At 30.4% G+C, this 23,577-nt stretch carries 29 protein-coding genes; 8 read left to right on the top strand and 21 right to left on the bottom strand.

Translation table 11 applies throughout. The features are described from left to right. Positions 1–99: 99 nt before the first annotated feature. The 4 genes from Q4586_RS07165 to Q4586_RS07150 all read right to left on the bottom strand — a co-directional run bounded on the left by Q4586_RS07165 (position 100) and on the right by Q4586_RS07150 (position 1,989). Positions 100–339, bottom strand: coding sequence for a hypothetical protein (locus Q4586_RS07165; RefSeq protein WP_068702666.1), 240 nt, complete (start codon positions 337–339; stop codon positions 100–102). Then, complete coding sequence (locus Q4586_RS07160) at positions 329–703, bottom strand: hypothetical protein (protein WP_068702664.1); 375 nt, start codon at positions 701–703, stop codon at positions 329–331. The genes Q4586_RS07165 and Q4586_RS07160 overlap by 11 nt, the downstream gene beginning before the upstream one ends. Before the next feature lie 19 nt (positions 704–722). Beyond that, positions 723–1,055, bottom strand: coding sequence for a roadblock/LC7 domain-containing protein (locus Q4586_RS07155; RefSeq protein ID WP_068702662.1), 333 nt, complete (start codon positions 1,053–1,055; stop codon positions 723–725). 175 nt (positions 1,056–1,230) lie between these two features. Then, complete coding sequence (locus tag Q4586_RS07150; RefSeq protein WP_303527810.1) at positions 1,231–1,989, bottom strand: TerB family tellurite resistance protein; 759 nt, start codon at positions 1,987–1,989, stop codon at positions 1,231–1,233. A gap of 118 nt (positions 1,990–2,107) precedes the next feature. On the opposite strand from Q4586_RS07150, the gene Q4586_RS07145 reads away from it, so the two are divergent. Beyond that, entirely contained in the window at positions 2,108–2,521 is a 414-nt protein-coding gene (locus Q4586_RS07145) for a BrxA/BrxB family bacilliredoxin (protein WP_068702657.1), read from the top strand. A 54-nt stretch (positions 2,522–2,575) separates the two neighbouring features. Here the strand turns inward: Q4586_RS07145 and Q4586_RS07140 are convergent, their stop codons facing one another. The 5 genes from Q4586_RS07140 to Q4586_RS07120 are packed head-to-tail and all read right to left on the bottom strand — an operon-like array spanning position 2,576 to position 5,532. Then, entirely contained in the window at positions 2,576–3,013 is a 438-nt protein-coding gene (locus Q4586_RS07140; protein ID WP_028890067.1) for a LexA family protein, read from the bottom strand. A 3-nt stretch (positions 3,014–3,016) separates the two neighbouring features. Then, positions 3,017–4,273 (bottom strand): Y-family DNA polymerase, encoded by a 1,257-nt coding sequence (locus Q4586_RS07135; RefSeq protein ID WP_303527802.1) that lies wholly within the window; start codon positions 4,271–4,273, stop codon positions 3,017–3,019. A gap of 27 nt (positions 4,274–4,300) precedes the next feature. Next, complete coding sequence (locus tag Q4586_RS07130) at positions 4,301–4,507, bottom strand: helix-turn-helix domain-containing protein (protein ID WP_271406315.1); 207 nt, start codon at positions 4,505–4,507, stop codon at positions 4,301–4,303. A 2-nt stretch (positions 4,508–4,509) separates the two neighbouring features. Beyond that, positions 4,510–5,013, bottom strand: a complete 504-nt coding sequence (locus Q4586_RS07125; RefSeq protein WP_303527800.1) for a DUF2975 domain-containing protein — start codon at positions 5,011–5,013, stop codon at positions 4,510–4,512. 3 nt (positions 5,014–5,016) lie between these two features. Then, on the bottom strand, positions 5,017–5,532 hold the full coding sequence (locus Q4586_RS07120; protein ID WP_303527798.1) for a DUF2975 domain-containing protein: 516 nt from the start codon (positions 5,530–5,532) through the stop codon (positions 5,017–5,019). 199 nt (positions 5,533–5,731) lie between these two features. On the opposite strand from Q4586_RS07120, the gene Q4586_RS07115 reads away from it, so the two are divergent. The 5 genes from Q4586_RS07115 (at position 5,732) to Q4586_RS07095 (ending at position 9,428) form a co-directional block, all read left to right on the top strand. Further along, on the top strand, positions 5,732–6,193 hold the full coding sequence (locus Q4586_RS07115) for an Lrp/AsnC ligand binding domain-containing protein (protein WP_068702646.1): 462 nt from the start codon (positions 5,732–5,734) through the stop codon (positions 6,191–6,193). 9 nt (positions 6,194–6,202) lie between these two features. Further along, on the top strand, positions 6,203–6,784 hold the full coding sequence (locus Q4586_RS07110; protein ID WP_068702644.1) for a HupE/UreJ family protein: 582 nt from the start codon (positions 6,203–6,205) through the stop codon (positions 6,782–6,784). Positions 6,785–6,841: 57 nt separating this feature from the next. Then, entirely contained in the window at positions 6,842–7,273 is a 432-nt protein-coding gene (locus Q4586_RS07105) for a deoxycytidylate deaminase (protein ID WP_084443048.1), read from the top strand. Next, complete coding sequence (locus Q4586_RS07100; RefSeq protein WP_303527793.1) at positions 7,260–8,825, top strand: S41 family peptidase; 1,566 nt, start codon at positions 7,260–7,262, stop codon at positions 8,823–8,825. Before Q4586_RS07105 ends, Q4586_RS07100 begins: the two co-directional genes overlap by 14 nt. Positions 8,826–8,903: 78 nt before the next feature. Beyond that, positions 8,904–9,428 carry a hypothetical protein gene (locus Q4586_RS07095; protein ID WP_141677645.1) on the top strand — a complete coding sequence of 175 codons (525 nt, stop codon included), beginning with the start codon at positions 8,904–8,906 and terminating at the stop codon, positions 9,426–9,428. 95 nt (positions 9,429–9,523) lie between these two features. Here the strand turns inward: Q4586_RS07095 and Q4586_RS07090 are convergent, their stop codons facing one another. The 12 genes from Q4586_RS07090 to thiL form a co-directional block, all read right to left on the bottom strand. Continuing rightward, positions 9,524–10,087 (bottom strand): MOSC domain-containing protein, encoded by a 564-nt coding sequence (locus tag Q4586_RS07090; protein ID WP_303527790.1) that lies wholly within the window; start codon positions 10,085–10,087, stop codon positions 9,524–9,526. A gap of 486 nt (positions 10,088–10,573) precedes the next feature. After that, entirely contained in the window at positions 10,574–11,317 is a 744-nt protein-coding gene (locus Q4586_RS07085; RefSeq protein ID WP_303527788.1) for a LytR/AlgR family response regulator transcription factor, read from the bottom strand. Positions 11,318–11,360: 43 nt separating this feature from the next. Beyond that, positions 11,361–13,067, bottom strand: coding sequence for a tetratricopeptide repeat-containing sensor histidine kinase (locus Q4586_RS07080; protein WP_303527785.1), 1,707 nt, complete (start codon positions 13,065–13,067; stop codon positions 11,361–11,363). 11 nt (positions 13,068–13,078) lie between these two features. Then, positions 13,079–13,570: a hypothetical protein gene (locus Q4586_RS07075; RefSeq protein ID WP_303527783.1), complete on the bottom strand. Its 492-nt coding sequence runs from the start codon at positions 13,568–13,570 to the stop codon at positions 13,079–13,081. Positions 13,571–13,711: 141 nt separating this feature from the next. After that, the gene (locus Q4586_RS07070; protein WP_303527780.1) at positions 13,712–15,205 is read right to left on the bottom strand and encodes a GH3 family acyl-acid amido synthetase; all 1,494 of its coding nucleotides are present in this window, start codon (positions 15,203–15,205) and stop codon (positions 13,712–13,714) included. A gap of 40 nt (positions 15,206–15,245) precedes the next feature. Beyond that, positions 15,246–16,109: a M23 family metallopeptidase gene (locus tag Q4586_RS07065; protein WP_068702626.1), complete on the bottom strand. Its 864-nt coding sequence runs from the start codon at positions 16,107–16,109 to the stop codon at positions 15,246–15,248. Positions 16,110–16,156: 47 nt separating this feature from the next. Next, on the bottom strand, positions 16,157–16,741 hold the full coding sequence (nadD, locus tag Q4586_RS07060; RefSeq protein WP_068702624.1) for a nicotinate (nicotinamide) nucleotide adenylyltransferase: 585 nt from the start codon (positions 16,739–16,741) through the stop codon (positions 16,157–16,159). A gap of 30 nt (positions 16,742–16,771) precedes the next feature. Then, positions 16,772–17,356, bottom strand: coding sequence for a guanylate kinase (gmk, locus tag Q4586_RS07055; protein WP_068702621.1), 585 nt, complete (start codon positions 17,354–17,356; stop codon positions 16,772–16,774). A 1-nt stretch (position 17,357) separates the two neighbouring features. Further along, positions 17,358–18,224, bottom strand: coding sequence for a YicC/YloC family endoribonuclease (locus Q4586_RS07050; protein WP_303527773.1), 867 nt, complete (start codon positions 18,222–18,224; stop codon positions 17,358–17,360). Positions 18,225–18,255: 31 nt separating this feature from the next. Beyond that, the gene (locus Q4586_RS07045) at positions 18,256–19,152 is read right to left on the bottom strand and encodes a DMT family transporter (protein ID WP_068702617.1); all 897 of its coding nucleotides are present in this window, start codon (positions 19,150–19,152) and stop codon (positions 18,256–18,258) included. A gap of 107 nt (positions 19,153–19,259) precedes the next feature. Continuing rightward, entirely contained in the window at positions 19,260–19,730 is a 471-nt protein-coding gene (gene lysM / locus Q4586_RS07040) for a peptidoglycan-binding protein LysM (protein ID WP_068702615.1), read from the bottom strand. A 109-nt stretch (positions 19,731–19,839) separates the two neighbouring features. Continuing rightward, positions 19,840–20,886 carry a thiamine-phosphate kinase gene (gene thiL / locus Q4586_RS07035; protein WP_068702613.1) on the bottom strand — a complete coding sequence of 349 codons (1,047 nt, stop codon included), beginning with the start codon at positions 20,884–20,886 and terminating at the stop codon, positions 19,840–19,842. A gap of 137 nt (positions 20,887–21,023) precedes the next feature. On the opposite strand from thiL, the gene Q4586_RS07030 reads away from it, so the two are divergent. Together Q4586_RS07030 and Q4586_RS07025 are read left to right on the top strand one after the other, a co-directional pair. Beyond that, positions 21,024–22,253, top strand: a complete 1,230-nt coding sequence (locus tag Q4586_RS07030; RefSeq protein ID WP_303527768.1) for a choice-of-anchor B family protein — start codon at positions 21,024–21,026, stop codon at positions 22,251–22,253. Then, positions 22,254–23,576, top strand: a complete 1,323-nt coding sequence (locus tag Q4586_RS07025; protein WP_303527765.1) for a hypothetical protein — start codon at positions 22,254–22,256, stop codon at positions 23,574–23,576. Position 23,577: the final 1 nt, after the last annotated feature.

The following is a 23,577-nucleotide window of genomic DNA, read 5'->3' as shown; positions in this document are numbered from 1 at the left end:
ATTACGTATTTTCTTGTAATTGTAAGGTTTACCACATAAAAAAACACCTCATTAATGAAGTGTTTTATCTATTTTTGATATATAGAATAAAAAGTAACTTTAATTTTTACTTTTTTTAGGAAAAACTTTTAAAGCGTTATCGTATTTAGGCTCAAATAAAAAGTCTAATACCTTTTCAGACATTTTTCTTTTCTTCTTACCCTTAGATTTTTTATCGACAACTATATCTTCAACAGGTACCCCAATTATCTTTTTATACTCTTCTTGAGCGAATTCTAAAATAGGCTTCAGTTTCGCGTCAATTACATAACCTCCTAAATTAACAGGTTTATATGGCATCGTTTAATTGAGCTTTATATTTATTCAATAACGTTTTCGTAATTGCTATATTTGCTTTACTAGAGTCAATAGCTAAATAAATAAAGTATCCACCACTTGGCGCTATATTTATAATATGTATTTGACTAGTTAGGGTAATGGTGATGTCTTTAATTTCTTCATCTATTCCTAAAACCTCAATTGCACTTAATTTTGCTTTTACAACTTCTAAATTATAAGCAGAAGCTAAATTAACATCAAAACTACTGTCCGAACTGTCCGCTACTAATGTTTGTCCTGTCTCAATTTCAGTAACACTTAAAGCAACATAACCAGGAACATTTTTACTTATATTCTTTACTAGTTCGTTTAAAATTTCTGTCATTTTAATTGGTTTTTATTATTTATTTTATAAAATTTATCTTTTTTAAAGAAAGACTTATTAAACTTGTATTAATTGCACTATCAGATAAGACACACAAAACATGATCAGCGTCACATTTTGTTATATAAAAATGATGTTTTTCTGTTTTAATAATCATTTCTGTAAGTGGTTTTATTAACAACACTTCTGTGAAAAAATTATCTAACATATTAGACACCACCATTGTAACAGCAGAAAAATCTTCAGCCTTCTCATAATTAACATCGCTATAAGACTTAACAATTTCTCCATTTTTATCAATTAAAATTATAGCTTTAGATTTTGTCTTTTTATACAACTCTTCTAAGTTCATACTTTATATTAAATTTTATTGATTGGATAAAGTTAATTTTAAAGCGCAAATTTAAACAATACAACTTAAATAAAGCTTAAATAAAACTTAAATAAAACTCTTCAAAAAAAATAAACAAGACGACCCAACACAAAGCCTCAATTGATTGTTATAAATAATTAATAACGTCTAAAATTTAAGCAAGTCCACGTTCTTTTTTTATTTGTTCGTAGGCTGCTTGAATGTTTTGAAATTTTTCTTTAGCGCCCTCTTTATGTTCCTCTCCTAAACCTTCTAATTTATCAGGATGGTATTTTTTAGCCATTTTTCTGTAAGCCTTTTTTAACTCATCATTGGTAGCTGATTTTGTTATTTCTAACATCTTATAAGCACCATCAACTTCGTTATAAAACATAGCTTTTATTGATAAATAATCATACTCGTTGATATATAAATAGCTTGAAATTTTTCTAATTTCTTCTTCTTCAGACGCTGTTACTTGTCCGTCCGCCTTAGCTATTCCGAATAAAAAGTGTAACAGTTGCAAACGTGAAGAATGCGACATGTGTTGACGGATTTGCAAACACACCTGACGTGTAGAGATTTGCTTCTTAATAATTCCGTTAAATAATTTAAACGCATGATTAGCACGTTCTTTCCCATACATTTTTACAAAATGCATGCGCACATAATCTAACTCTCGCTGATCTATTTTTCCGTCAGCTTTTATTACTACAGAAGCTAAAATCAATAAGGTTATTTCAAAATCACCAGAGGTAGCTCTTCCTCTTCGTTGTGGTTCTGACCGCCTTTGATATTCTTGCTGTTCTTTTGTAAAATCTTCTATCGAAACTCCATCTATAAAACTACCAACTGCAAACCCTATAATAGCACCTATTGGGCCACCCATTGTAAATCCTGCCCCGGCACCAAGCCATTTTGCAAATTTTCCCATTCTTAAATTTTAAAGCTGTAAATATACTATTAAGTCTTTACAAAAAGTAGCATTTGTTTTCGCTTGATTGTTGGTTTTAAATAAAGTATCTTTGCTTTAAATTATTTAATTAGAAATTATGTACCCAGAAGAATTAGTAAAACCAATGCGCGATCAGTTAATTGACGCAGGTTTTGACGCTTTATATACTGCTGAAGATGTTGACAATGCTTTAGCTAAAAAAGGAACAACATTAGTAATGGTAAACTCTGTTTGTGGTTGTGCAGCTGGTACTGCAAGACCAGGAGCAATTGCTTCTTTAGGAGCTGATAAAACACCAACAAATTTAACAACTGTTTTTGCAGGTGTTGAAAAAGAATCTACTGCTAGAGCGAGAGAACACATGATTCCTTTTCCTCCATCGTCACCAGCTATTGCTTTATTTAAAGATGGTAATTTAGTACACATGTTAGAGCGTCATCATATTGAAGGACACTCTGCACAAGCTATTGCTCAAAATTTAGCAGGAGCTTACGATGAGTTTTGTGAATAATAATTCGCACTAAAAACAATAAAAAAAACCAGCAAATTTGCTGGTTTTTTTTATTTATACTTTTTTAATAACGCTGGTAACAATTCCCCAAATAATAAAATTATTTTCTTCCGTAATTTTAATTATCGGATAATCTGGATTCTCAGGTTGTAACCAAACCTCATCCTTTTCTACTCTTAATCTTTTTACAGTAAATTCTCCATCTAAAAAACAAACAGCAATCTTATTGTTTTCTGGCGAAATACTTCTATCAATTACTAATAAATCATTATCATCTAGTCCTGCACCGATCATAGATTGCCCACTAACTTTCGCAAAAAAAGTAGCTTCTTTATTTCGTATCAATTCTTCATCTAACGATATACGTGTTTCTCTAAAATCATCAGCTGGCGATGGAAATCCTGCAGAAATACCAATATCCTTAAAAATTGTACCTTCAGTTTTACTCATTTCTTTAGGCGAAAAAAAAGTTAACCCTTTTGATGTATTCATTGTTTATTTTACGCTTATTATATCATTAATATTTGTGGTATACTTTGGCGACAATCGTTCTTGACGCATTTTCCAGGTACGTTGTAAATCTTGACTTGCTAATTTAACCTTATCTGATTTAAAAGTCTTATTTAATTTATCAATTGCTAGCATTAATGGCTTATGCTTTGGATTTTCTTTTTCAAACATATTAATTTGATAATTATCCGATGGTACCAAACCTGTAACAATAACACCTGCTCTTTTATATTTTATTCCTTTTTTAAAAATAGTACGCACCGCTTCTACAGCACTTTTACTTATTGTTAATGTTGAATCTGTTGGATACGAAAACACAACTGTTTTACTAATACTGTGCTGCTCACTGTCTTTTTTATGACGATCACTACGCAACATAACAATAACCATATGACAGCTTGAATTTTGCTTTCGTAATTTCTCTGCACAACTTACTGCAAACGTAGCTATTCTTTCTTTTATATTATCAATATCTGAAAAAGTATATTCAAAACTTCGAGTCGTTGCAATTGCTTTTTTGGTTACCGGCTCGTCTAACAAAATTTTAGAATTTCCTTCTAAGTCTTTTTTCAATTTCCAAACCGTAATTGATAAATTTTTACGCACCCAATTATCATCTAACTGTGTAAAATCGTAGGCTTTTACACAACCTTTTGTTTTTAGTTTTTTTGCTAAACGGTTTCCTATTCCCCAAACATTTTCTATAGCTGTCCATTTTAACGCTTTTATTCTTTTATCTTCAGAATCGATAACATACACTCCTTTTGTTTCCTTCGGATATTTACGCGCAATTTTGTTAGCTATTTTGGTTAATGCTTTGGTTGGTGCAACACCTACGCAAGTCGGAATTCCCGTCCATTGTAAAACTCTACTTCGTATTTTCGTTCCGTGTTCTTCTAAATTATAATTTTCAAAACCTTTAAATTGCAGGAAAGCTTCATCAATAGAATACACTTCAATATCTGGCGAAAACTCTTCCAATATTTTCATAACACGTGCACTCATATCGCCATATAACGGATAGTTAGAAGATAATACGGTTATATTATTGTTCTTACAAAACTGATTCCATTTAAAAATTGGTGCACCAAACGGAAGTTGTAATTTTTTAGCTTCGTCGCTCATAGAAATTACACAACCATCGTTATTACTTAAAATAGCGACGGGTTTGTTTTGCAAATTCGGATTAAAAACCCGTTCGCAAGAGGCATAAAAATTATTACAATCTACCAATGCATACATAGTTGTAAAGGTAATACATATGTGGTTTTAGTTTTCTACAAATTCTAAAATATCTGCAGGTTGACAATCCAATGCTTTACAAATTGCTTCTAAGGTTGAAAACCGAATCGCCTTGGCTTTTCCTGATTTTAAGATAGATAAATTTGCCGTAGTTATGCCTACAATCTCTGCCAAGTCTTTGCTTTTCATCTTGCGTTTAGCAAGCATTACATCTAAATTTACAATTATTGGCATAGTTATATTGTTAAATCGTTTTCTTGTTTTATTTGATTTCCTTGTTTTAACACCTTACTAAATATCATTAAAAACAAACCAAAAACCACCATTAATAATGATAAGTATTTAGAATCTCCGCTGTAATAAATTAAATATTTAGTATTAATAAAAAATGCCGTGAAGTTTAAAAAGAAAGTTATGACGTTAGAGATAATTAGAAACTTCCCCGCTTTAAAAAGAAATAGCGAAACTTTATTATTAAAATAATCCATTACATCTTTTAATAACATAACTCTAATCAAAAACGAAGAGCCGTAAATAAACAAGCCTGATGCTATAGTTTTTATCAAAATCACTATTTTCAAAAAACTTGAAGGTGAATCTCCATCAAAATGCCCTAAATGCAAAACATCTTTTTCAAATAATAAAGCAAGTATTACTAAAAAATTATCTAGTATAAACCACAATAGAATTATCACAAATAACGATACTGCTATACTTTTAAGTGCTTTTATCTTTCTCATAATTTATATTGTTAAGTCGTTTTCTGATTGAATTTCAATCCCTCGTTTTACAATTTGTGCAAAAATGAAAATAACGATGGATAAGAAAACAAAATCACTTGAAAATAAATACATTTCAAATCCGTGTTTTTTTCCAATCAATTGCATATGTGTATTATGTACAATTGCTAAAATCCATAAATAAAAAATACCATAACTTATTTGTTGCATCAACTTTTGAACATCGTTATTAAATGGAAGCTTTATATTTAACTTTTTAAGCAATTTAATTACTAAAAATGCAATATAAGCCTCGGCTGCATAAAGCAATATTTTATAACCAATGATAAATGAATATTGTACGAAACTATACTCTCTATATTCAAAAAGATTCATGCCTTCATAAATATTTTTCGAAAATTCTGAATCATTAATACTTAACAAATAAGTTACTAAAATTGTTCCTATTTTAATCATCAATCCGATAAATGCAAACCATGAAAAGAACTTCATAATTTTTAATATTCTTGCTGTTTTCATTTTATATTTTTTGTTTCTATATGTATGTTTAATAATTTAGGTTACATCAACCAGAACTTGTTTCAGGTTTTCATCACAACTATGATTTACTAAAAGAATGTGATTCTGAAATCATTTACACTACAAATATAATTAAATTATCGAAAAACAATAATTTTTTATTTTTATTTGATAATTAAAGATTTCTTATTTTTGCTGTATGACTAAAAAATTAAAGATTGACGGGATTGATAAAATCATTATCAAACGATTGGTTAATGATGCACGTACGCCTATTTTAAGTATTGCACGTGAGGTAGGAATTTCAGGCGCTGCCATACACCAACGTTTACGAAAATTAGATGCTTCTAATTTAATTGATGGTTACAAGATGGTATTAAACCCCAAAGCTTTAGGGTACAACACCACTGCCTTTGTTGGGGTGTTTTTAGATTCTTCTAGCATGTATTCATCAGCAATAAAACGCTTAAAAGAAATTCCAGAAATTGTTGAAAGCCATTATACCACTGGTAACTACGCTATTTTTATTAAAATACTGTGTAAAAACAACGAAGATTTAATGCATTTGTTAAATAAAGATATTCAAAACATAAAAGGAGTATCAAGAACCGAAACTTTTATATCTTTAGACCAACAAATAGATCGACAAATTAAAATTTAAAAACCCCGAATGAACGAATTTATTTTCTACTTTAAAATGGGCTTATTTCATGTGTTAGACATCAAAGCCTACGACCACATTTTATTTTTAATCGTATTAGCCGTTGTTTACCAATTTAAACAATGGACTAAAGTACTTTGGTTAATTACCTTATTTACTATTGGTCATTCTATAACCTTGGCTTTATCAGCTTACGGAATATTAAATATAAATGCCAATTTAATAGAATTTTTAATTCCGCTAACTATTTTTATTACTGGTTTAATGAATGTGTTGACCGCTAAAAAAGCATCTGTTGGTAAAGAAAATCAAAACTTATTTTTCGCGCTTTTCTTCGGATTAATTCACGGACTTGGATTTTCTAATTATTTTAAAATGATGATTGGTAAAAGTTCTGATAAATTAATTCCGCTTTTAGAATTTGCAATTGGTGTAGAAGCTGCTCAAATTATTATCGTTTTATTAATCTTATTAGTAGGTACTTTAGTACAATCAATATTTGGTGTAAACCGTCGCGACTGGATTTTAATTATCTCATCAATCGTAATTGGGTTTGCCTTTCAGATGATGATGAACCGCGTTTTTTGGTAAAAAATTAACGCCTCAAGTTTTTAAAACTAATTATCTTAGCAACTCACATAATTTTTAATTTTGAACAAAAAACAATTAAAGTACGACAAGGCTTATTTAAAAATGGCGCAAGAATGGGGTAAACTATCACATTGCAAACGCAAACAAGTAGGCGCAATAATTGTTAAAGACCGTATGATTATTTCTGACGGATATAATGGTACGCCGTCTGGTTTTGAAAATTATTGTGAAGATGAAGAAGGCTATACAAAATGGTATGTTTTACATGCCGAAGCAAATGCTATCTTAAAAGTTGCCGCATCAACACAATCATGTGCCGGAGCTACTTTATACATTACTCTTTCACCTTGCCAACAATGCAGTAAACTAATACACCAATCAGGCATAAAACGGGTAGTTTATGCAGAAGCCTACAAAGATTCTTCTGGTATTGATTTTTTAGAAAAAGCAGGTGTTGAACTTACTTATTTACCTTATGAACAAGAATAATTTACCTATATATTTTTCAATCGCAGTTGTTTTTGGTATTCTTATCGGAACTTTTTTCAGTAACGGAAATACCGCTAATTTGATTAGCAAAAATTCATCCAACGAAAAAAAAATAAAACGACTCATTGATTATATTCAAAGTGATTATGTTGATAATGTAAATACTGATGATTTATTAGACGGGGCTATTAAAGAAATGTTAGACAAACTAGATCCGCACTCAGTATACATTCCTAAAGAAAACCTACAATTAGTTACCGAAAACATGCAAGGTAATTTTGTAGGTATTGGAGTTCAATTCCGCATGATTGGCGATACCATTACCGTTATTTCACCTATAAAAGGTGGGCCAAGTATTAAAGCAGGCATTAAAGCTGGTGATCGTATTTTACTTGCTGATAACGACACTTTATACAACAAAAAATTACAAACTTCACAAATAATGAAAGCCTTAAAAGGCAAACCAAATACAAAGGTTGATGTACAAATTTATAGAAAAACAACTGATAGTATTTTTAAAGTAACCATAAACAGAGGCAAAGTAAATATTAAAAGTGTTGATGTTGCTTATATGTTAAACGATAGTATTGGATACATAAAATTAAATCGTTTCGCTCGTAACTCTTATATTGAATTTAAAGCTTCTTTAGACGCCCTTAAAGAAACAGGAATGACTGATTTAGTACTTGATCTTCGTGGAAACGGTGGTGGATTTATAGATATAGCCAATAGTATTGTTGATGAGTTTTTAGAAGATGATAAATTAATTGTATTCACTAAAAATAATAAAGGAGATGTTAATGAATCATTTGCTACCGAAAAAGGGGATTTTGAAAAAGGAGGCTTGTATGTTTTAATTGATGAAAACTCAGCTTCAGCTTCAGAGATTGTTGCGGGTGCTTTACAAGATAATGATAAAGGAATAATCATCGGTCGTCGTTCTTTTGGTAAAGGGTTAGTGCAACAAGAAATGGATTTAGGTGATGGCTCTGCCGTTCGCTTAACAACAGCTCGTTACTACACACCAACTGGTCGCTCTATTCAAAAACCATACGTAAAAGAAGATCCCTCTTCTATTTATACAAGCGATATTAGAAATCGTTTTTCTAATGGAGAACTATTTAATAGAGATAGTATAAAAACCATTGATAGCTTAAAATTTACAACACCTAAAGGTAAAATTGTATATGGCGGTGGAGGTATTATTCCTGATTATTTTGTAGCCGTTGATACGGCAACCTACATACCAACCATATTTTTTAGACCTTTAAACGATTTTGCTTTTAATTACGTTGATACAAATCGTAAGAAACTTGCAAACACCTCAGTAGAAAACTTTATTAAAGAATTTGATTTAAATAATGAAGTATTAACTAGTTTTTTAAAAAAATTAAAAGGCTACAAACTTTCATCAAAAACCAAAACACAGCTTAAAAAGAATTTAAAAACATTAATTGCTCGCGAACTTTTTAGCGATGAAGGTTTATACAAAGTAAATCAAATTGATGATAAAATGCTTCAAAAAGTATTTGAGCTAGAAAACACTTTATAAATACTCATTTTTGGGTATTTTTTTGATAGAAATACAATCATATATTTACGGTACTTTAAATAACCTAAAACTTTAAATATGATGAATTTGAAAAAATTACTTACGCTACTTGTAGTTTCTTTTTTTGTAGTTTCTTGTTCTAGCGACGATGATATTGCAGGAGATTTAGCAGGTGTACCAAAAGGAGAAATTGTTGAATTAGCCTTAAGAAACATAACCTTAACAGGGTCTGATGATTTAAACGCACCTAGAAATACAGATACCTCATCTCAAAAATGGTGGACGCATGTTATTTCATCTGCAACCATAAATCGTGAAGAATGTGGTGACGATAGCGAAATAAAAAATAGTGGCTATTTTGCTTTTTATCCTAACGGAGATTATTATGCTAAAACATCTAAAGGCGGAACAGCGATAAGACAGGGTTCTTGGAGCTGGACATCAAGTAGCAAAGATAAAATAACAGTTTCTACACAACTAGGTACAGCAAACTTTAGTGTAACATATTTAAATGACAATAATGTTGTTTATGCTTCTGTTCAATCTGAAGGAGGCTGTTCAGCAACAACGTATGAACAATTTAACGATCCTTTTTTCGAATAAAACTTTTTGTAAAGAACCTCGAAATTATATTTTAAAAGCTGAACAACATTAATGTTGTTCAGCTTTTTCATTTCAATTGTAAAACATTATTACGCTTATAAACTATGTTTTTTTTCTACTCTTTTTAATTTATAAACCTCAGTAATCGTTGGGTTTTCAGGACAAGATTTTATCAACTTAAACTCATCTCCTTTTTTTACAAAACCTGTTTGTATTATTTTAAAATATGCTCCTGGTAAATTTTGCTTCCAAAACTGCTTTACAATTTTCATATTATTAAAACGAATCCCCAGTTTTAAACAAGGCAATCGTGGTTTTGTAACTTCAACTATTGCCTCTCCTACTTTATAAGTATCTCCTACATGAATTTTTGACTCATCTAAATCATCAATTGTTAAGTTTTCACCAAACATACCAAGTTGCCAATCTAAATTTGGATACAACGTTTTCCAGTATTCGTAATGCTTTAAAGAATATGCATACACTGCTTGGTCAATTCCACCATGATTTTCTCTATCACACACAACATCTCCAACAACATCTTCTATCTCTAAAAAAACAGGTGTTTGTACTGAGTACTTAAAAATCCCAGTAACAATAATTTCACCTTTCCAATTAACATCTTTTCGACTACCAATATTCGTAGATACAATTTTCATTTATCTTTTTTTTACTTAAAAACTATAAAACAAGCACTTACACTTATCTCAAGTACGCTTTTTACTTATTTTCACACACTCAAGAAATACTTTTTAATAAAAGAATAAACATAAGTTATATTTACAATAGTTAAAATAAAGTAGGGGGTTATTTTAACTAATTTTTATTAATAATGAACATACTATGGGGTAGTACTCATTATTAAAACGTTCAAAAAGAGGGAGCTATTAAAATATAATTCATTGAGGGGTGATTGTATTTTATATCTCCTTTTTTATGCCAAACAGAAAACGCTTATACTGTTTTTTCTTACACTTATACTTAAATTCACTTCACTTAAAGCTTCATTGCATTATATAATAAGATAGAACTTTACTTTTGAAAAAGTTAAATTTAAAACAATATTTTAAATTGTTTTTTTTACTAAAAGGTAGTAATTAACATCGCTAGCTTCGGGGGGGGATAGTATGTTTTTTACTGCTTTTTTATCTAAAAATAGGATTGTTTTTTATAAACTGATTTTTAAATCGTTCGCTAAACGGAACTTTATATTTCTTTTCTAATATTAATAAATTATCTTCAAAATAAATTTCTTTAATTTTCTTTAAGTTTACTAAATAATTCCTGTGAGTTTGTGTAAAACCTGTACTCCCTAATAATTCTTTTATTTTTGTTAGCGATAATTTTATTAAATAATCCCCTTCATCACAAATTAAACTACAATACTTTTCTTTAACTTCTACATAAATAATAGCTGCTGTATCTACTTTCATAATGCTTCGTTTCTTTTTTACAAACAAAAAAGACGGACTTACAATTGCATTTTTAGCACTTAAACTGATACTACTTGATTGTTCATGAAATTTTTCTAAAGCTAACTCTAACGAATACAATAATTCTAACTTATTAAATGGCTTTAATAAATATGTATAGGGTTTTGTAAGCTTAGCTTCATCAAAAATAACTTTGCTTTGCATGCTTGTTAAAAACAAAAAAGGGGCTTCTATATTTTGTTTATTTAAACGATGCGCTAACGAAATACCTTCTGGTTTTCCGTCAATCATAATATCAAGTAAAATGATATCGAAGAAACGATTTTTGATTTCTTTTTCAGCTTCGGCAGAGTTTTTAACTCGAATAACTTCATAATTATTATCTTCTAAAAGCTCAATAACTTCTATAGCCTCTTCGTCTAAATCCTCTAAAAGAAGTACTCGTAAATTATTCATTTTTTTATTTTTAAACTTTAACTAGCTTATAAGCTAATATTATTTACGCTAAAGGTAATAAAATAATGGCTGTTGTACTTACACCTTCTTGACTTTCAAAAAATAAAGCTCCGTTGTTTTTTTTAATTAGTGTTTGACATAAAAGCAAACCTAATCCGATTCCTTTAGATCGGTTTATTTTATCGATAGATAAGTCTTTTAAAGCATTAATTTTTTGAAGTTTTTCTTCAGGTATTCCAATACCTGAATCTTTAATTTTAATACGTGCTTGAGTTTCTGAATGTTTTTCTGTTTTTACAGAGATACTTCCAGAACCATCCATATATTTTATCGAATTATCAATTAAATTCCGAATTACGATTTTCAACGATTCTTTGTCTACAAGCACAACTATATCACTTTCTAGATTAGTAGAAATCGAAATATTTTTTGCCTCCGCTAAATTCTCATAATCGAACAACACTTGCTCTATAACTGGTTGTAAGGCGTGTTTTTCTTCTGAAAAACTTAACATATTACTTTGTTCTAACGACCAATGTAATACATTATTTAGTAAATGACTCGTGCTTTCGGTAACTGCAATAGCCGATTTTGTAGCTTCTTTAATTGCTGGTAAATCGTTATTAGCAATATGCTTTGCTAATTTTTGATGCTGCCTTTTTATACTATTTATAGGCGAACGTAAATCGTGAGATACTACAGAAAATAAATAATCTTTTGTTTTATTAGCTGTATTTAAAGCCTCTTTTTGCTCGTTAATAAGTTTATTTTTACTTTTTAATTTTCTATAAAAAAAAGTCAATCCGCCTAAAAAAACTAACAAACCAGAAGCACCTAAAATTAACCCTTTTTGAACTACTCTTTGGCGTTTTATTTGCTCATCTTGTACTGCTATTTCTTGTTGTTTTTGTGCAACCGCTATTTTTTTATCTTTTTCAGTCAATTGCCAAATACGGTCTCTACTCCAAATAGAATCTTTCCATTTACCATATTCAATATAATAATCGACACTCTCTTTAAATTGTTTTCTATTTTTCTCTACTACAGCCATATTTTTAGCTGTATTTTGTTTTAACTCTAAATCTGAAAACACCTTTGATAAATCATAAGCTTCTTTAAATAATGGAATTGCTTTATCATCCAAATATTGATTGTAATAAACATTTGCAATATCTGTCTTAAATTTAATCACAGAACTTGTGTCGCTTGAATTTAGAAGTTTAAACTTTTCATCAAAAAAATATTTCGCTTTTTTATAATTTTTTTTATGGAGATAACATGATGCTAAATTATGTAGCATTGCTTTTTTATAAAGTGGACTAGCTAGAGTATCTAATATTATCCATTTTTCTATATTAGTTATCGCGTTATCATATTCTTTTAGCCTAAAATGAACCAAACCTAAAAGATATTCTTTTTGGGCATTTAATTTTTTATTATTTAATCTATTTACAGTTTGTAATGCATTTTTATATAAGCCTTTTTTATATGCGCTAAAACTTCTTAAAAAAAGAAAAAAATCTTTACTCTCTTTATCTTTTACTACAGACAATGACTTCTCACTAAACACATAACAAGAATCATATTCTTTATTTTCATAAAAAACATAAGTTTTACATGGAATCATATCTGTATACTTTTCACAAACCTGCTTTCCTTTTTCATATAAAAAGGATTGTTTTTTTAATGTTTGTGAGAATAAGCTATATGAAAAAAGTAATAGCCAATTAAAGAATATAAAAAATTTCATACTTTTATTCTTTAGCTTTTCATTGTTGGAGCTGGGTCTTCAGGCATAGTAACAGTCCCCCTATCTGTCTCAGGGTCTTCATCTTCATCTCTTACTAAAGTTGCATCAGCAGAACTTCCATCATTTATTTGATAGGTAAACTGCACATAATATAAATCATACACTGTTGTTTCTTCTTTACAATTAAACTCTACACGAAAATCTCTACACTCAATAACTTCTGTAGTTCCGTCTTTTTTCAAAATTGTTGTAGGTGTAATCCCGTAATAGTTTAGATAAATTTCATTATCTTTTAAAGACAAACCTCTAGTATTCTCTACAGGATTTAATTTATTACTAGGCAAGTAGGCTAATACAGTTAGCGTATATGGTGTGCTATTACCCCCTTCAACACCTGAAATGTTTACTAATGGTCCAGATGGTTTGTTTGCTGCGGGGATATTAGTGTCAAATTCTAAAAATTGCACTAAATTTAATGTTACTCCATTAATCGTTGTACTCATGTTGTTTATTTATTGGTTAGCGTGTTAAATCTACAATAAAAATAACTCTTCTTAAAGTCTTCTATTATAAAAATACTTTTTTACAATCAAAAAAAACTAATTAACTGATATCGTAAAATAAAATTAGCTTATATAAAACACTTACATCAAAAAATTTTGTAATACATCTGCAATTTTACGATTGTCAGATAATTGTGGAATTTTATTTTGCCCACCAAACTTACCTATCGATTTCATATATTCATGAAATCCTCCTTTTTTAACTCTTCTAATAATTAACGGTTGTAATATTTTACCTGTAATTAAATCAAAATAATATACATTCTGATTTTGCATAGAAGTATCAATTTTAGTAGCTAATTCTTCTAAATTTTCAGGTTCATTTTCAAACTCAATAAACCATTCGTGGTATGGCAATCCGCTTTCTGGATTTACTTGTGGCGCTACTGTAAACTCACTTACATTTACATTAGTTCCTACAATTGCATCATTCAATGCTTTTTCTACCTCTTTACCAATAACATGTTCGCCAAAGGCGGATATAAAATGTTTTATTCTACCAGTAACTTTTATTCTATACGGTTTTAATGAAGTAAACTCTACCGTATCGCCAATATTATACCCCCAAAGACCTGCCGAAGTATTTAAAATAATTACATAATTAACTCCTAATTGCACATCTTTTAAAGAAATACGTGTTGGGTTTTCATCAAAAAATTCAGTAGCAGGAATAAACTCATAAAAAATTCCTGAATTTAACTGCAATAACATTCCTTTTTCGATTTGAGAATCTTGATAAGCGATAAATCCCTCAGAAGCTGGATACAACTCAACGTAGTCAATTTTCTTCCCTATTAAAGCTTCAAACTTGTTTTTATAAGGTTCAAAATTTACACCTCCGTACACGAAAAAATTAAAGTTTGGAAAAATTTCTGAAATGGTTTTACCTGTTTTATCAATCAATTTTTCGAAATACATTTGCACCCAAGATGGTATTCCGCTGATTACCGACATGTTTTCGTTAATAGTTTCTTCAACCACCTTATCAACCTTAGTATCCCAATCTTCAATACAATTGGTTTCCCAACTTGGTAAACGATTTTTTAATAGATAATTAGGCACATAATGTGCTGCTATTCCACTTAAACGCCCTAATTTAACTCCATTTACATCTTCTAAAACAGGACTTCCTTGTAAAAAAATCATTTTTCCATTTACAAAACTAGCATCATTTGTTTCTGCCACATAAAATAACAATGCATTTCTTGCCGCAGTTATATGCGTTGGCATCGATTCTTTAGTTATTGGAATATATTTTGCACCCGATGTAGTACCTGATGTTTTTGCAAAATACAATGGTTTACCTTTCCATAATACATTTTCTTCACCCGCTACAATTCTATCAACATATGACCTTAAACCCTCGTAGTCTTGTACTTTTACTCGCTTTTTAAAATCTTCATAATTATTAATAGATATAAAATCGTGATCTTTACCAAAAGCTGTTTTACATCCCTCAGAAACTAAATATTGAAATACTTTTTCTTGCGTTTTATGAGGATTATTAGCCCATTTATAAACTTGTTTTCGTACTTGTTTGGCAAATGGTATTGCCAGCATCGATTTAATACTCATTTTTAGCTATTTTAGAATCAAAAAAATTTGATGCATTTTATTATTGAAAATCTATATAATCAGTAGGATTAACCGGAAATCCATTGTTCCATAATTCAAAATGTAAATGTGGTCCTGTTGTTAACTCACCTGTAGAGCCAACGTTTGCAATTGCTTCGCCCGACTTTACAATATCTCCTTGTTGCTTTAATAAAGTTCCGTTGTGTTTATATACCGATATAAATTCATTAGGGTGTTGTATCGTAATTACATACCCTGTTTCAGCTGTCCATTCAGCTAAAATTACAGTACCGTCAGCAATTGTTTTTACAGGTGTACCGGTTTGAGCAACAATATCGAGTGCATAGTGTTTTTCATTCATATTAAAACCTTGTGAAAGGCTTCCTGTTAAAGGCGAAAAGAAAACTATTTTAGCCCTCCCTTCAGCTCCTTCTAACAGCGGATATCTATCTTTACCTTCTACTTTTGCTCTAAATAATGAATCTTGCTTTGTGGCTAATAATTTACTCTCGTTAATTGAAGTACTTTGAACTTCTGTTTTTATAGAATCTATTTTATCTGGGGCAATGTCACCTGTTAAAACAGGCTTTAAAGCTTGGGTAAAACGCTCCATAACCGCCAATCTTGTTTTTAAAGAATCAGCTTCATATACCAATCGGGTTGCTTTCTTTTTTAAAGAGGTTGATGAATATCCCGGTATATATTCTCTTAAGCCTGTAAATGCTATTAATAAAGAAGTTAGCACGATGAGGAGTATAGAAAACAATCCGCCAAAAACAAATACGTTTAAGCGTGATAATTTTAAAGAAAACTTTTCCTGAAAGGTAGCTTCATTTAAAATTACTAATCGATATTTGTCAACAAGTTTTTGTTTAAACTTACGTTTTTTATGAATTTTTGTCACGTGTATACTAATTTGGATTTCAAATATACAACGAAAAATTTTCGCAACTATTTTTTATAAAAGTTCATTTCGTCTATATAATGCCAAACTTTTGTTGAGAGTAATGGCTGAATGTTTTTTTGTGCTTTAATTCCATTACGAATCATGGTTGATGATATTTGCACAATTGGCGCAGCAACTCGATGTATTTTTTCGTGATTTTTAAATTGATTTTCTACAATTCCTTCTGACACTCTTGGGTACACATATATGCTGTAATCATCTAAAATAGCTTCATAATTTTTCCACTTATGAAAACTCTTTAAATTATCTTCTCCCATAATTAAACTAAAATTATACTTCGGATATTTTTCTGATATATGTGCTAAAGTGTTTATTGTGTAATTTGGTTGTGGTAAATTAAACTCAATGTCAGACGGTTTAATTTTATCGTAGTTTTTTGTTGCCAAATACACCATTTCTAACCGATGATGATTATCTAACAAAGAAGTTTTATTTTTAAACGGATTGTGTGGTGTAACGACCATCCAAATTTCATCTAAATCAGAATTTTCAACCATCTGATTGGCTATTATTAAATGACCAACATGAATAGGATTAAAAGTACCAAAATACAATCCGATTTTTTTCATAATTAAAACTTCTTTTATTCTTAACCTTACTTAATCTAAGTTTAAAAATTCGCTAACCAAATTTTCAGTTTCTTGTAAAGCTACTTGCAAGTCGTAGTTTTTAATGATTTTATCAAACTGCGGAGCAGTAGCCAATTCTACCGACGCTTTTGCAATACGCATGTTAATTTTATCTTCGCTTTCGGTGCTTCTTTTCTTTAAGCGTATTTTAAGCTCATCAACACTTGGTGGCTTTACAAAAACTGCCAAAGTTTCTTCTGGAAATTTCCTTTTTATACGTAATCCACCAACCACGTCAATATCAAAAATAACGTGTTTTCCTAAAGCCCAAATACGTTCAACTTCTGTTTTTAGAGTTCCATAAAAATTATCACGATACACCTCTTCCCACTCTAAAAACTCATCCGCTTTAATTTTTTTCTTAAAATCATCTGCCGAAATAAAGTAGTAGTCTTTTCCGTTTACTTCTTCTCCTCTTGCAGCTCTTGAAGTTGCTGAAATAGAAAATTCTAAATTAAACTTTTCTTGCTTTAATAAGTGGCGAACAATGGTTGTTTTCCCTGATCCTGAGGGAGCTGAAAACACAAATAATTTTCCTTTAAAATCTTCAGACATTCTATAAAACGTTTAAAATTTGTTCTTTTATCTTTTCTAATTCGTCTTTCATTTGGATTACTATTTTTTGCATTGGTGCAAAATTAGCTTTAGATCCTGTAGTATTTATTTCTCTACCTATTTCTTGAACGATAAATCCTAATTTTTTTCCGTTAGAATCAGCTGTATCTAATTGTTCTAAAAAGTACACTAAGTGATTTGCTAAACGGACTTTTTCTTCGTTAATATCTAACTTTTCTAAGTAATAAATTAACTCTTGTTCAAATCGGTTTTCGTCTACCTCAACTTTTAATTCTGTTAAAGCTTTTTGCAAACGTTCTTTTACGTTTTCAACTCTTTCTCCGTCAAGAACTCTAACTTCTTCTAAAGCTGCTTGAATATTTGCTATTCTTTCTTTAAAATCTATTTCTAAAGATTTTGCTTCATCGGTTCTATAAGCTACTATTTCTTTTAAAGCTTCGTCAATATGAATATCTATTTGAGCCCATTCGTTTTCATCTAATTCCTCACGCTCAGTTTTTAAAGCATCTGGCATTTTTATTGCCATCTTTAAAAGTTCTACATCATTATCAGAACCTGTAAAAAGTGTATTTTTTAATTGCTGAACATACTCTAAAACAACATTTTTATTAACCTTTGTAGAAGTTTCTTCTGCAGTCGTTTCTATCCAAATAGAAAAATCTATTTTACCTCTTACCAAGTTACTAGCTAGCTTTTTACGAACCGCTAATTCTTTTTCTTTATAATAAGATGGTATTCTTGTATTTAAGTCTAAATTTTTACTGTTAAGCGACTTAATTTCAATGGTTACTTTTTTAGATGGTAAATGTAATACGGATTTACCGTAACCCGTCATAGACTGTATCATATCCTCATTTTAATAAAGCGCAAAGATACATTTATTTATTTTTAGTAGCCACTTGCTTGGTAACCAAAAACACACCTAAAAAGATCAATAATGTTGCTGCTATTTTTATGGCATTTAAGCTATCACTACCTACAAATAAAGCATATATAGATGCGATAACAGGTTGCAAATAAATAAAAACGCTCACAGTTGTTGGTTTTAATCTTGAAAGCGCAAATAGATTAAATAGATAGGTGATACATGTAGTAAACAATACTACAAATGCTGCTTTTAAATAAATTGATATTGGCATTAAATGCCATTGAACTTCTACTAATTCTGATAATCCGAAAGGAACAACGAATAAAAAACCAAATAAATACAACCATTTTACAAATACTATTGGATTGTATTTTGCTATTAATTTTTTAACTTGTACTAAATACATGGCATACGAAGCTGCGTTTACAAATACTAACAAGTTTCCTAGCATTACATTTTCTGCATTTGTAGTTGACGAACTTCCATAAATTATTAAAACAATGGCCCCTATTAATCCTATAACAATACCAATAATTTTTCTTAAAATCAGTTTTTCTTTTAAAAGAATACTTGCAAAAATTAGTACTAAAATAGGCGCTGTAACCATTATTACCGAAGCGCTAATTGGTGTTGTATAACTTAAACCTTTAAAAAAGGTAAGCATATTTAACCCCACCCCAAAAAAAGCTGCTATTATAATTTTTTTATAATCTGCCTTTTCTATAGATGCTGCTTTTACAAAAAGACCTAATATCCAAAAAACAATTGCCGCTCCACCCACTCTCAGTAATATAAATCCAAATGGTTTTATATACATAGGCATTACTTCTTTGGCAACTGTAAAAGTTACTCCATAAATAAGTGTTGCTATTGATGTAGCAATTAAAGCTAGCGTTCTTTGATTCATTTTACTCTTTTAATTAAAGCGCAAAGATGAAGAATAATGTTGAACTTTAATCAAAAAAAAGCACTGCAAATGCAGTACTTTTTTTACTAAATAGTATACTATTTTAATTAATCTACCAAAGGCGGAACTCTTAATAATTGCCCTGGATAAATTTTATCTGGATGTGATAACATTGGTTTGTTTGCCTCAAAAATTACAGGATATTTCATCGCATCTCCATAAAATTCTTTCGCTATTTTACCTAAAGTATCTCCGCTAACTACTGTATGAAATTGTGCCATTGCTGCAACTTCAATTTCTTCAACCTCAGCAACAGTCATATTATCTTCTACAGATGCAATACCGTTTGTATTACCTACTACTAAAACAACCTTTTCTTTTGTCGCTAAATCTACTGCTTCACCTGAAACTGTAGCTTTATCATCATCAATTGTTATTGCTAAATCTGCCACCGATAATTCAAGCGTATTTACAGCGTTTACTAATTTAGCTGATTTTTCAGCTGCTTCTTCAGCTGTAGTTTTACCAACACCAAACACTTTGGCTCCAGCATCTTTAATAAATGAAAAAATTCCCATTCCTTTTTAATTTTTTGTTGATTAATAATATTGTTTACTGATTACTAATATACAATTTTTATACCACGTTTAAATTTTTATTAATTTAATTTTAGATTAAAGATATCATTTACTCTTCAAAAGAGTTCCAACCTTGAGCTTTTAATTCCATTTCTTGATTTGCTCTAGTTACCAAATTCATTCCTTGATTTTCTTCAACCATGTGCCCGATAATAGATAAATGCGGATTTGCCTTTATCTTATCAAAATCGGCAATTGGTACGGTAAATAACAACTCATAATCTTCACCACCACTTAAAGCAATCATCGTACTATCCATATTAAATTCTTCTGAAGTAGCTATCACTTGTGGATCTAATGGTAATTTTTCTTCATAAATTTTACAACCTAACTTACTTTGTGAGCATATATGCATAATTTCAGATGATAATCCATCTGAAATATCAATCATTGAAGTAGGTTTCACCTCTAATTCTTTTAATAATTCGGTAACATCTTTACGTGCTTCTGGCTTTAATTGACGCTCTATCAAATAAGTATAAGCATCTAAATCTGGTTGATTTTTAGGATCTACCTGAAACACCTGTTTTTCTCTTTCTAAAACTTGTAAACCAAGATAAGCTGCTCCTAGATCTCCCGAAACAACAATTAAATCAGTTGCTTTTGCCCCGTTTCTATACACAACATCCTCTTTCTTTGCCTTACCTATCGCGGTAACAGAAATTAACATTCCCTTAGTTGATGATGTTGTATCTCCTCCTATCAAATCAACCTTATAAGTATCACATGCTAATTGAATACCCGCATACAACTCCTCTAAAGCTTCTAACGGAAATCTATTTGAAACTGCTATTGATACCGTAATTTGCTCAGCAGCACCATTCATTGCATACACATCCGATAAATTTACCATTACAGCTTTATATCCCAAATGTTTTAAAGGCATATAACTTAAATCAAAATGCACACCTTCTATTAACAAATCAGTCGTTATTAATAGCTCTTTATCTGACGAACTTATAACGGCAGCATCATCTCCAATTCCTTTTTGAGTTGAACTGCAATATATTTTAAAATGTTCTGTTAAATGATTTATTAAGCCAAACTCTCCCAATTTAGCTAATGAAGTTCTTTCTTGATTTTTATTTGCTAACATGCTGCAAAGATAACAACAAGTAGCTAAAAAATAGTATAAATAACTAACTCTAACTGAAATAAACATAGGGTTTAAGCATTTTTAAATGTTTTATAATTAGTTATTCCTTAATTTAGTACTTTTAAAACCTCCTTGTTATGATAAAACATAAAATTTTACTTGCTTTTTTTTTCATATCACTTTTTATCTCTTGTGATTCTAATAACGAAATTGAAAATCAAGAACCTGTAAAAGATAGTAAAAACAAAATTGAATGTAAAGACGGTAAAGCAGGCATATACCCGTGTAATAACTACGATTTACTTTTAAACATTCCTTTAAGTACTTTTGATGCTACCGAAGGAAATGACTCTTGGGGATGGACAGACCCTACCACCAACAAAGAATACGCAATAATGGGGGTAGAAAACGGAACCGTTTTTGTTGATATTAGCGATACCGAAAAACCTATATATTTAGGTAAACTACCTACCGCAACCGTAAACAGCTCTTGGCACGACATAAAAGTTTATAAAGACCATGCCTTTATTGTAAGCGAAGCTGCTAATCATGGAATGCAAGTTTTTGATTTAACCAAATTAAGAAATGTTGCAAATCCTCCCGAAACTTTTACTGCCGATACTCATTTCACCGATTTTGGACGTGCTCACAACATTGTTATCAACAAAGAATCAGGGTACGCATATCCCGTAGGAACAAAATTAAACGGAACACCATTAAATAACGGAGGTCCTTTATTTATAAACATTCAAGACCCTAAAAATCCAGTAAGCGAAGGTGGTTGGGGTACCGACAATTACAGCCATGACGCACAAGTAATTAACTACAATGGACCAGACACAGACTACACCGGTAAAGAAATTTTAATAGGTAGTAATGAAAACGAAGTAGTAATTGTAGATATTAGCAATAAAGCAACCCCTACAACAATTGCTAAAATTACATATGCTAACGTTGGCTACACCCATCAAGGTTGGTTTACCGAAAACAAAAAATATTTTATCTTAGGTGATGAATTAGACGAACAAAATTTTGGTAACAAAACAAGAACCGTTGTTTTTGATTTTACTGATTTAGATAACCCGAAAGAACACTTTATTTATACAGGCCCTACTGATGCAATAGATCATAACGGTTATATAAAAGGCAACATTTTTTATTTAGCAAACTACACAGCAGGTGTACGTTTTATTGATATTTCAAGTATTGAAAGTAAAAACATTTCAGAAATAGGTTACTTTGATACTTACACAAATAACGATGGCGCTAATTTTAATGGTGTTTGGAACGTTTATCCATATTTTAACAGTGGAAAAATAGTAGTAAGCGATATTAACAAAGGCTTATTTATCCTTAAAAAACAATAAATGCTTAAAAAACTTTTAGCTACTTTAGTTTTAGTAACATTTTTTAATTGTAATAAAGATACAATAGAGTTTCCGGCATTAGCAAAAGTACCCGAAGTTAATTTTGTAAAAACTTTCGGAGGTGCAAAAAATGAAAGCGGAAAAAGTATCCTTAAAACTTCTGATAACGGATACCTTGTTTTAGGATCTACACAAAGTATTGATGGAGATGTTACCACAACAAAAACAGCCATTCAATACGATTTTTGGTTGTTAAAATTTGATGTAAACGACCAATTACAATGGCAAAAAACATACGGAGGTTCAAAAGATGAAAAGGCACACCAAATTATTAAAACCAATGATAACGGATATGCAATTATCGGGCAAAGTAAAAGTAACGACGGCGACCTAAATTCTAATAACGGGTTTGAAGATGTTTGGATTTTAAAAATCGATGCTACTGGAAACATTTTATGGAAAACAACTACAGGTTTTTCTGGAACGGATCAAGGCTTCTGTTTAATTCAAACAAATGATAACGGATATTTTATTGGTAGTATTTTAGACGTAACCGCATCTGGAGGACTAGGGAATTCCCGCTCAGCAGCAAGACATGCTGGTGGTGATTATTGGGGAATTAAATTAGACACTAATGGAAATATCGTTTGGCGAAAATATTTTGGAGGAACCAATACCGATACTTGCTACGGAGTAACAGAAACTACTGATGGTTATTTAATGGTTGGTTCATCTGATAGTAACGACGTAGATATTACCAACAACAAAGGAAGCTACGATTTTTGGGTTGTAAAAATAAACAAAACAGGAACCCTACTTTGGGAAAAATCATTTGGTGGTGATGAAATTGACGAAGCAAGAGCAATTACACCAACCAACGATGGTAATTTTATAATTATTGGCGACACTCGTAGCACCAATAAAGATGTGACTCAAAATAATGGAGGGGCAGATCTTTGGGCTATCAAAATAGATATTGAAGGTAATTTACTTTGGCAAAAAAATTACGGTGGTAATAGTTTTGATGTTGGTCGTTCTATTCATAAAACCTTATATGGTGGCTTTCTAATCTCAGGAAGTTCAAGAAGTGCAGATAATGGATTTACAAACAAAGGGCAAAATGATGCTTTAATTCTTAAAATTGATGCTAACGGAAACTTACTTTGGCAAAAAACCGTGGGTGGCACCGAAATAGATTTTTGCTACGATGCCATTGAATTAACAAATGGCGAAATTATTGCCGTTGGCGAAAGTAGTAGCAACAATCAAGATATAACAACAAACAAAGGTTTTTCAGACCTACTAATTATCAAATTAAAATAAA

This window comes from Tenacibaculum soleae (assembly GCF_030549005.1).
Lineage (GTDB): Bacteria > Bacteroidota > Bacteroidia > Flavobacteriales > Flavobacteriaceae > Polaribacter > Polaribacter soleae.
The sequence above is the reverse complement of the archived record's forward strand: the minus strand, read 5'-3'. Positions and strand labels throughout refer to the sequence as shown.

Bases quoted from the DNA above. Each gene is read 5' to 3' on its own strand.
- Q4586_RS07110 (WP_068702644.1), top strand. From the start codon at position 6,203: ATGAACGAATTTATTTTCTACTTTAAAATGGGCTTATTTCATGTGTTA.
- thiL (WP_068702613.1), bottom strand. From the start codon at position 20,886: ATGTTAGCAAATAAAAATCAAGAAAGAACTTCATTAGCTAAATTGGGA.
- Q4586_RS07090 (WP_303527790.1), bottom strand. From the start codon at position 10,087: ATGAAAATTGTATCTACGAATATTGGTAGTCGAAAAGATGTTAATTGG.
- Q4586_RS07025 (WP_303527765.1), top strand. From the start codon at position 22,254: ATGCTTAAAAAACTTTTAGCTACTTTAGTTTTAGTAACATTTTTTAAT.
- Q4586_RS07100 (WP_303527793.1), top strand. From the start codon at position 7,260: ATGAACAAGAATAATTTACCTATATATTTTTCAATCGCAGTTGTTTTT.
- Q4586_RS07125 (WP_303527800.1), bottom strand. From the start codon at position 5,013: ATGAGAAAGATAAAAGCACTTAAAAGTATAGCAGTATCGTTATTTGTG.
- Q4586_RS07075 (WP_303527783.1), bottom strand. From the start codon at position 13,570: ATGAGTACAACGATTAATGGAGTAACATTAAATTTAGTGCAATTTTTA.
- Q4586_RS07080 (WP_303527785.1), bottom strand. From the start codon at position 13,067: ATGAAATTTTTTATATTCTTTAATTGGCTATTACTTTTTTCATATAGC.
- Q4586_RS07145 (WP_068702657.1), top strand. From the start codon at position 2,108: ATGTACCCAGAAGAATTAGTAAAACCAATGCGCGATCAGTTAATTGAC.
- lysM (WP_068702615.1), bottom strand. From the start codon at position 19,730: ATGGGAATTTTTTCATTTATTAAAGATGCTGGAGCCAAAGTGTTTGGT.
- nadD (WP_068702624.1), bottom strand. From the start codon at position 16,741: ATGAAAAAAATCGGATTGTATTTTGGTACTTTTAATCCTATTCATGTT.
- Q4586_RS07070 (WP_303527780.1), bottom strand. From the start codon at position 15,205: ATGAGTATTAAATCGATGCTGGCAATACCATTTGCCAAACAAGTACGA.
- Q4586_RS07135 (WP_303527802.1), bottom strand. From the start codon at position 4,273: ATGTATGCATTGGTAGATTGTAATAATTTTTATGCCTCTTGCGAACGG.
- Q4586_RS07120 (WP_303527798.1), bottom strand. From the start codon at position 5,532: ATGAAAACAGCAAGAATATTAAAAATTATGAAGTTCTTTTCATGGTTT.
- Q4586_RS07050 (WP_303527773.1), bottom strand. From the start codon at position 18,224: ATGATACAGTCTATGACGGGTTACGGTAAATCCGTATTACATTTACCA.
- Q4586_RS07095 (WP_141677645.1), top strand. From the start codon at position 8,904: ATGATGAATTTGAAAAAATTACTTACGCTACTTGTAGTTTCTTTTTTT.
- Q4586_RS07155 (WP_068702662.1), bottom strand. From the start codon at position 1,055: ATGAACTTAGAAGAGTTGTATAAAAAGACAAAATCTAAAGCTATAATT.
- Q4586_RS07030 (WP_303527768.1), top strand. From the start codon at position 21,024: ATGATAAAACATAAAATTTTACTTGCTTTTTTTTTCATATCACTTTTT.
- gmk (WP_068702621.1), bottom strand. From the start codon at position 17,356: ATGTCTGAAGATTTTAAAGGAAAATTATTTGTGTTTTCAGCTCCCTCA.
- Q4586_RS07160 (WP_068702664.1), bottom strand. From the start codon at position 703: ATGACAGAAATTTTAAACGAACTAGTAAAGAATATAAGTAAAAATGTT.
- Q4586_RS07130 (WP_271406315.1), bottom strand. From the start codon at position 4,507: ATGCCAATAATTGTAAATTTAGATGTAATGCTTGCTAAACGCAAGATG.
- Q4586_RS07045 (WP_068702617.1), bottom strand. From the start codon at position 19,152: ATGAATCAAAGAACGCTAGCTTTAATTGCTACATCAATAGCAACACTT.
- Q4586_RS07165 (WP_068702666.1), bottom strand. From the start codon at position 339: ATGCCATATAAACCTGTTAATTTAGGAGGTTATGTAATTGACGCGAAA.
- Q4586_RS07140 (WP_028890067.1), bottom strand. From the start codon at position 3,013: ATGAATACATCAAAAGGGTTAACTTTTTTTTCGCCTAAAGAAATGAGT.
- Q4586_RS07085 (WP_303527788.1), bottom strand. From the start codon at position 11,317: ATGAATAATTTACGAGTACTTCTTTTAGAGGATTTAGACGAAGAGGCT.
- Q4586_RS07115 (WP_068702646.1), top strand. From the start codon at position 5,732: ATGACTAAAAAATTAAAGATTGACGGGATTGATAAAATCATTATCAAA.
- Q4586_RS07150 (WP_303527810.1), bottom strand. From the start codon at position 1,989: ATGGGAAAATTTGCAAAATGGCTTGGTGCCGGGGCAGGATTTACAATG.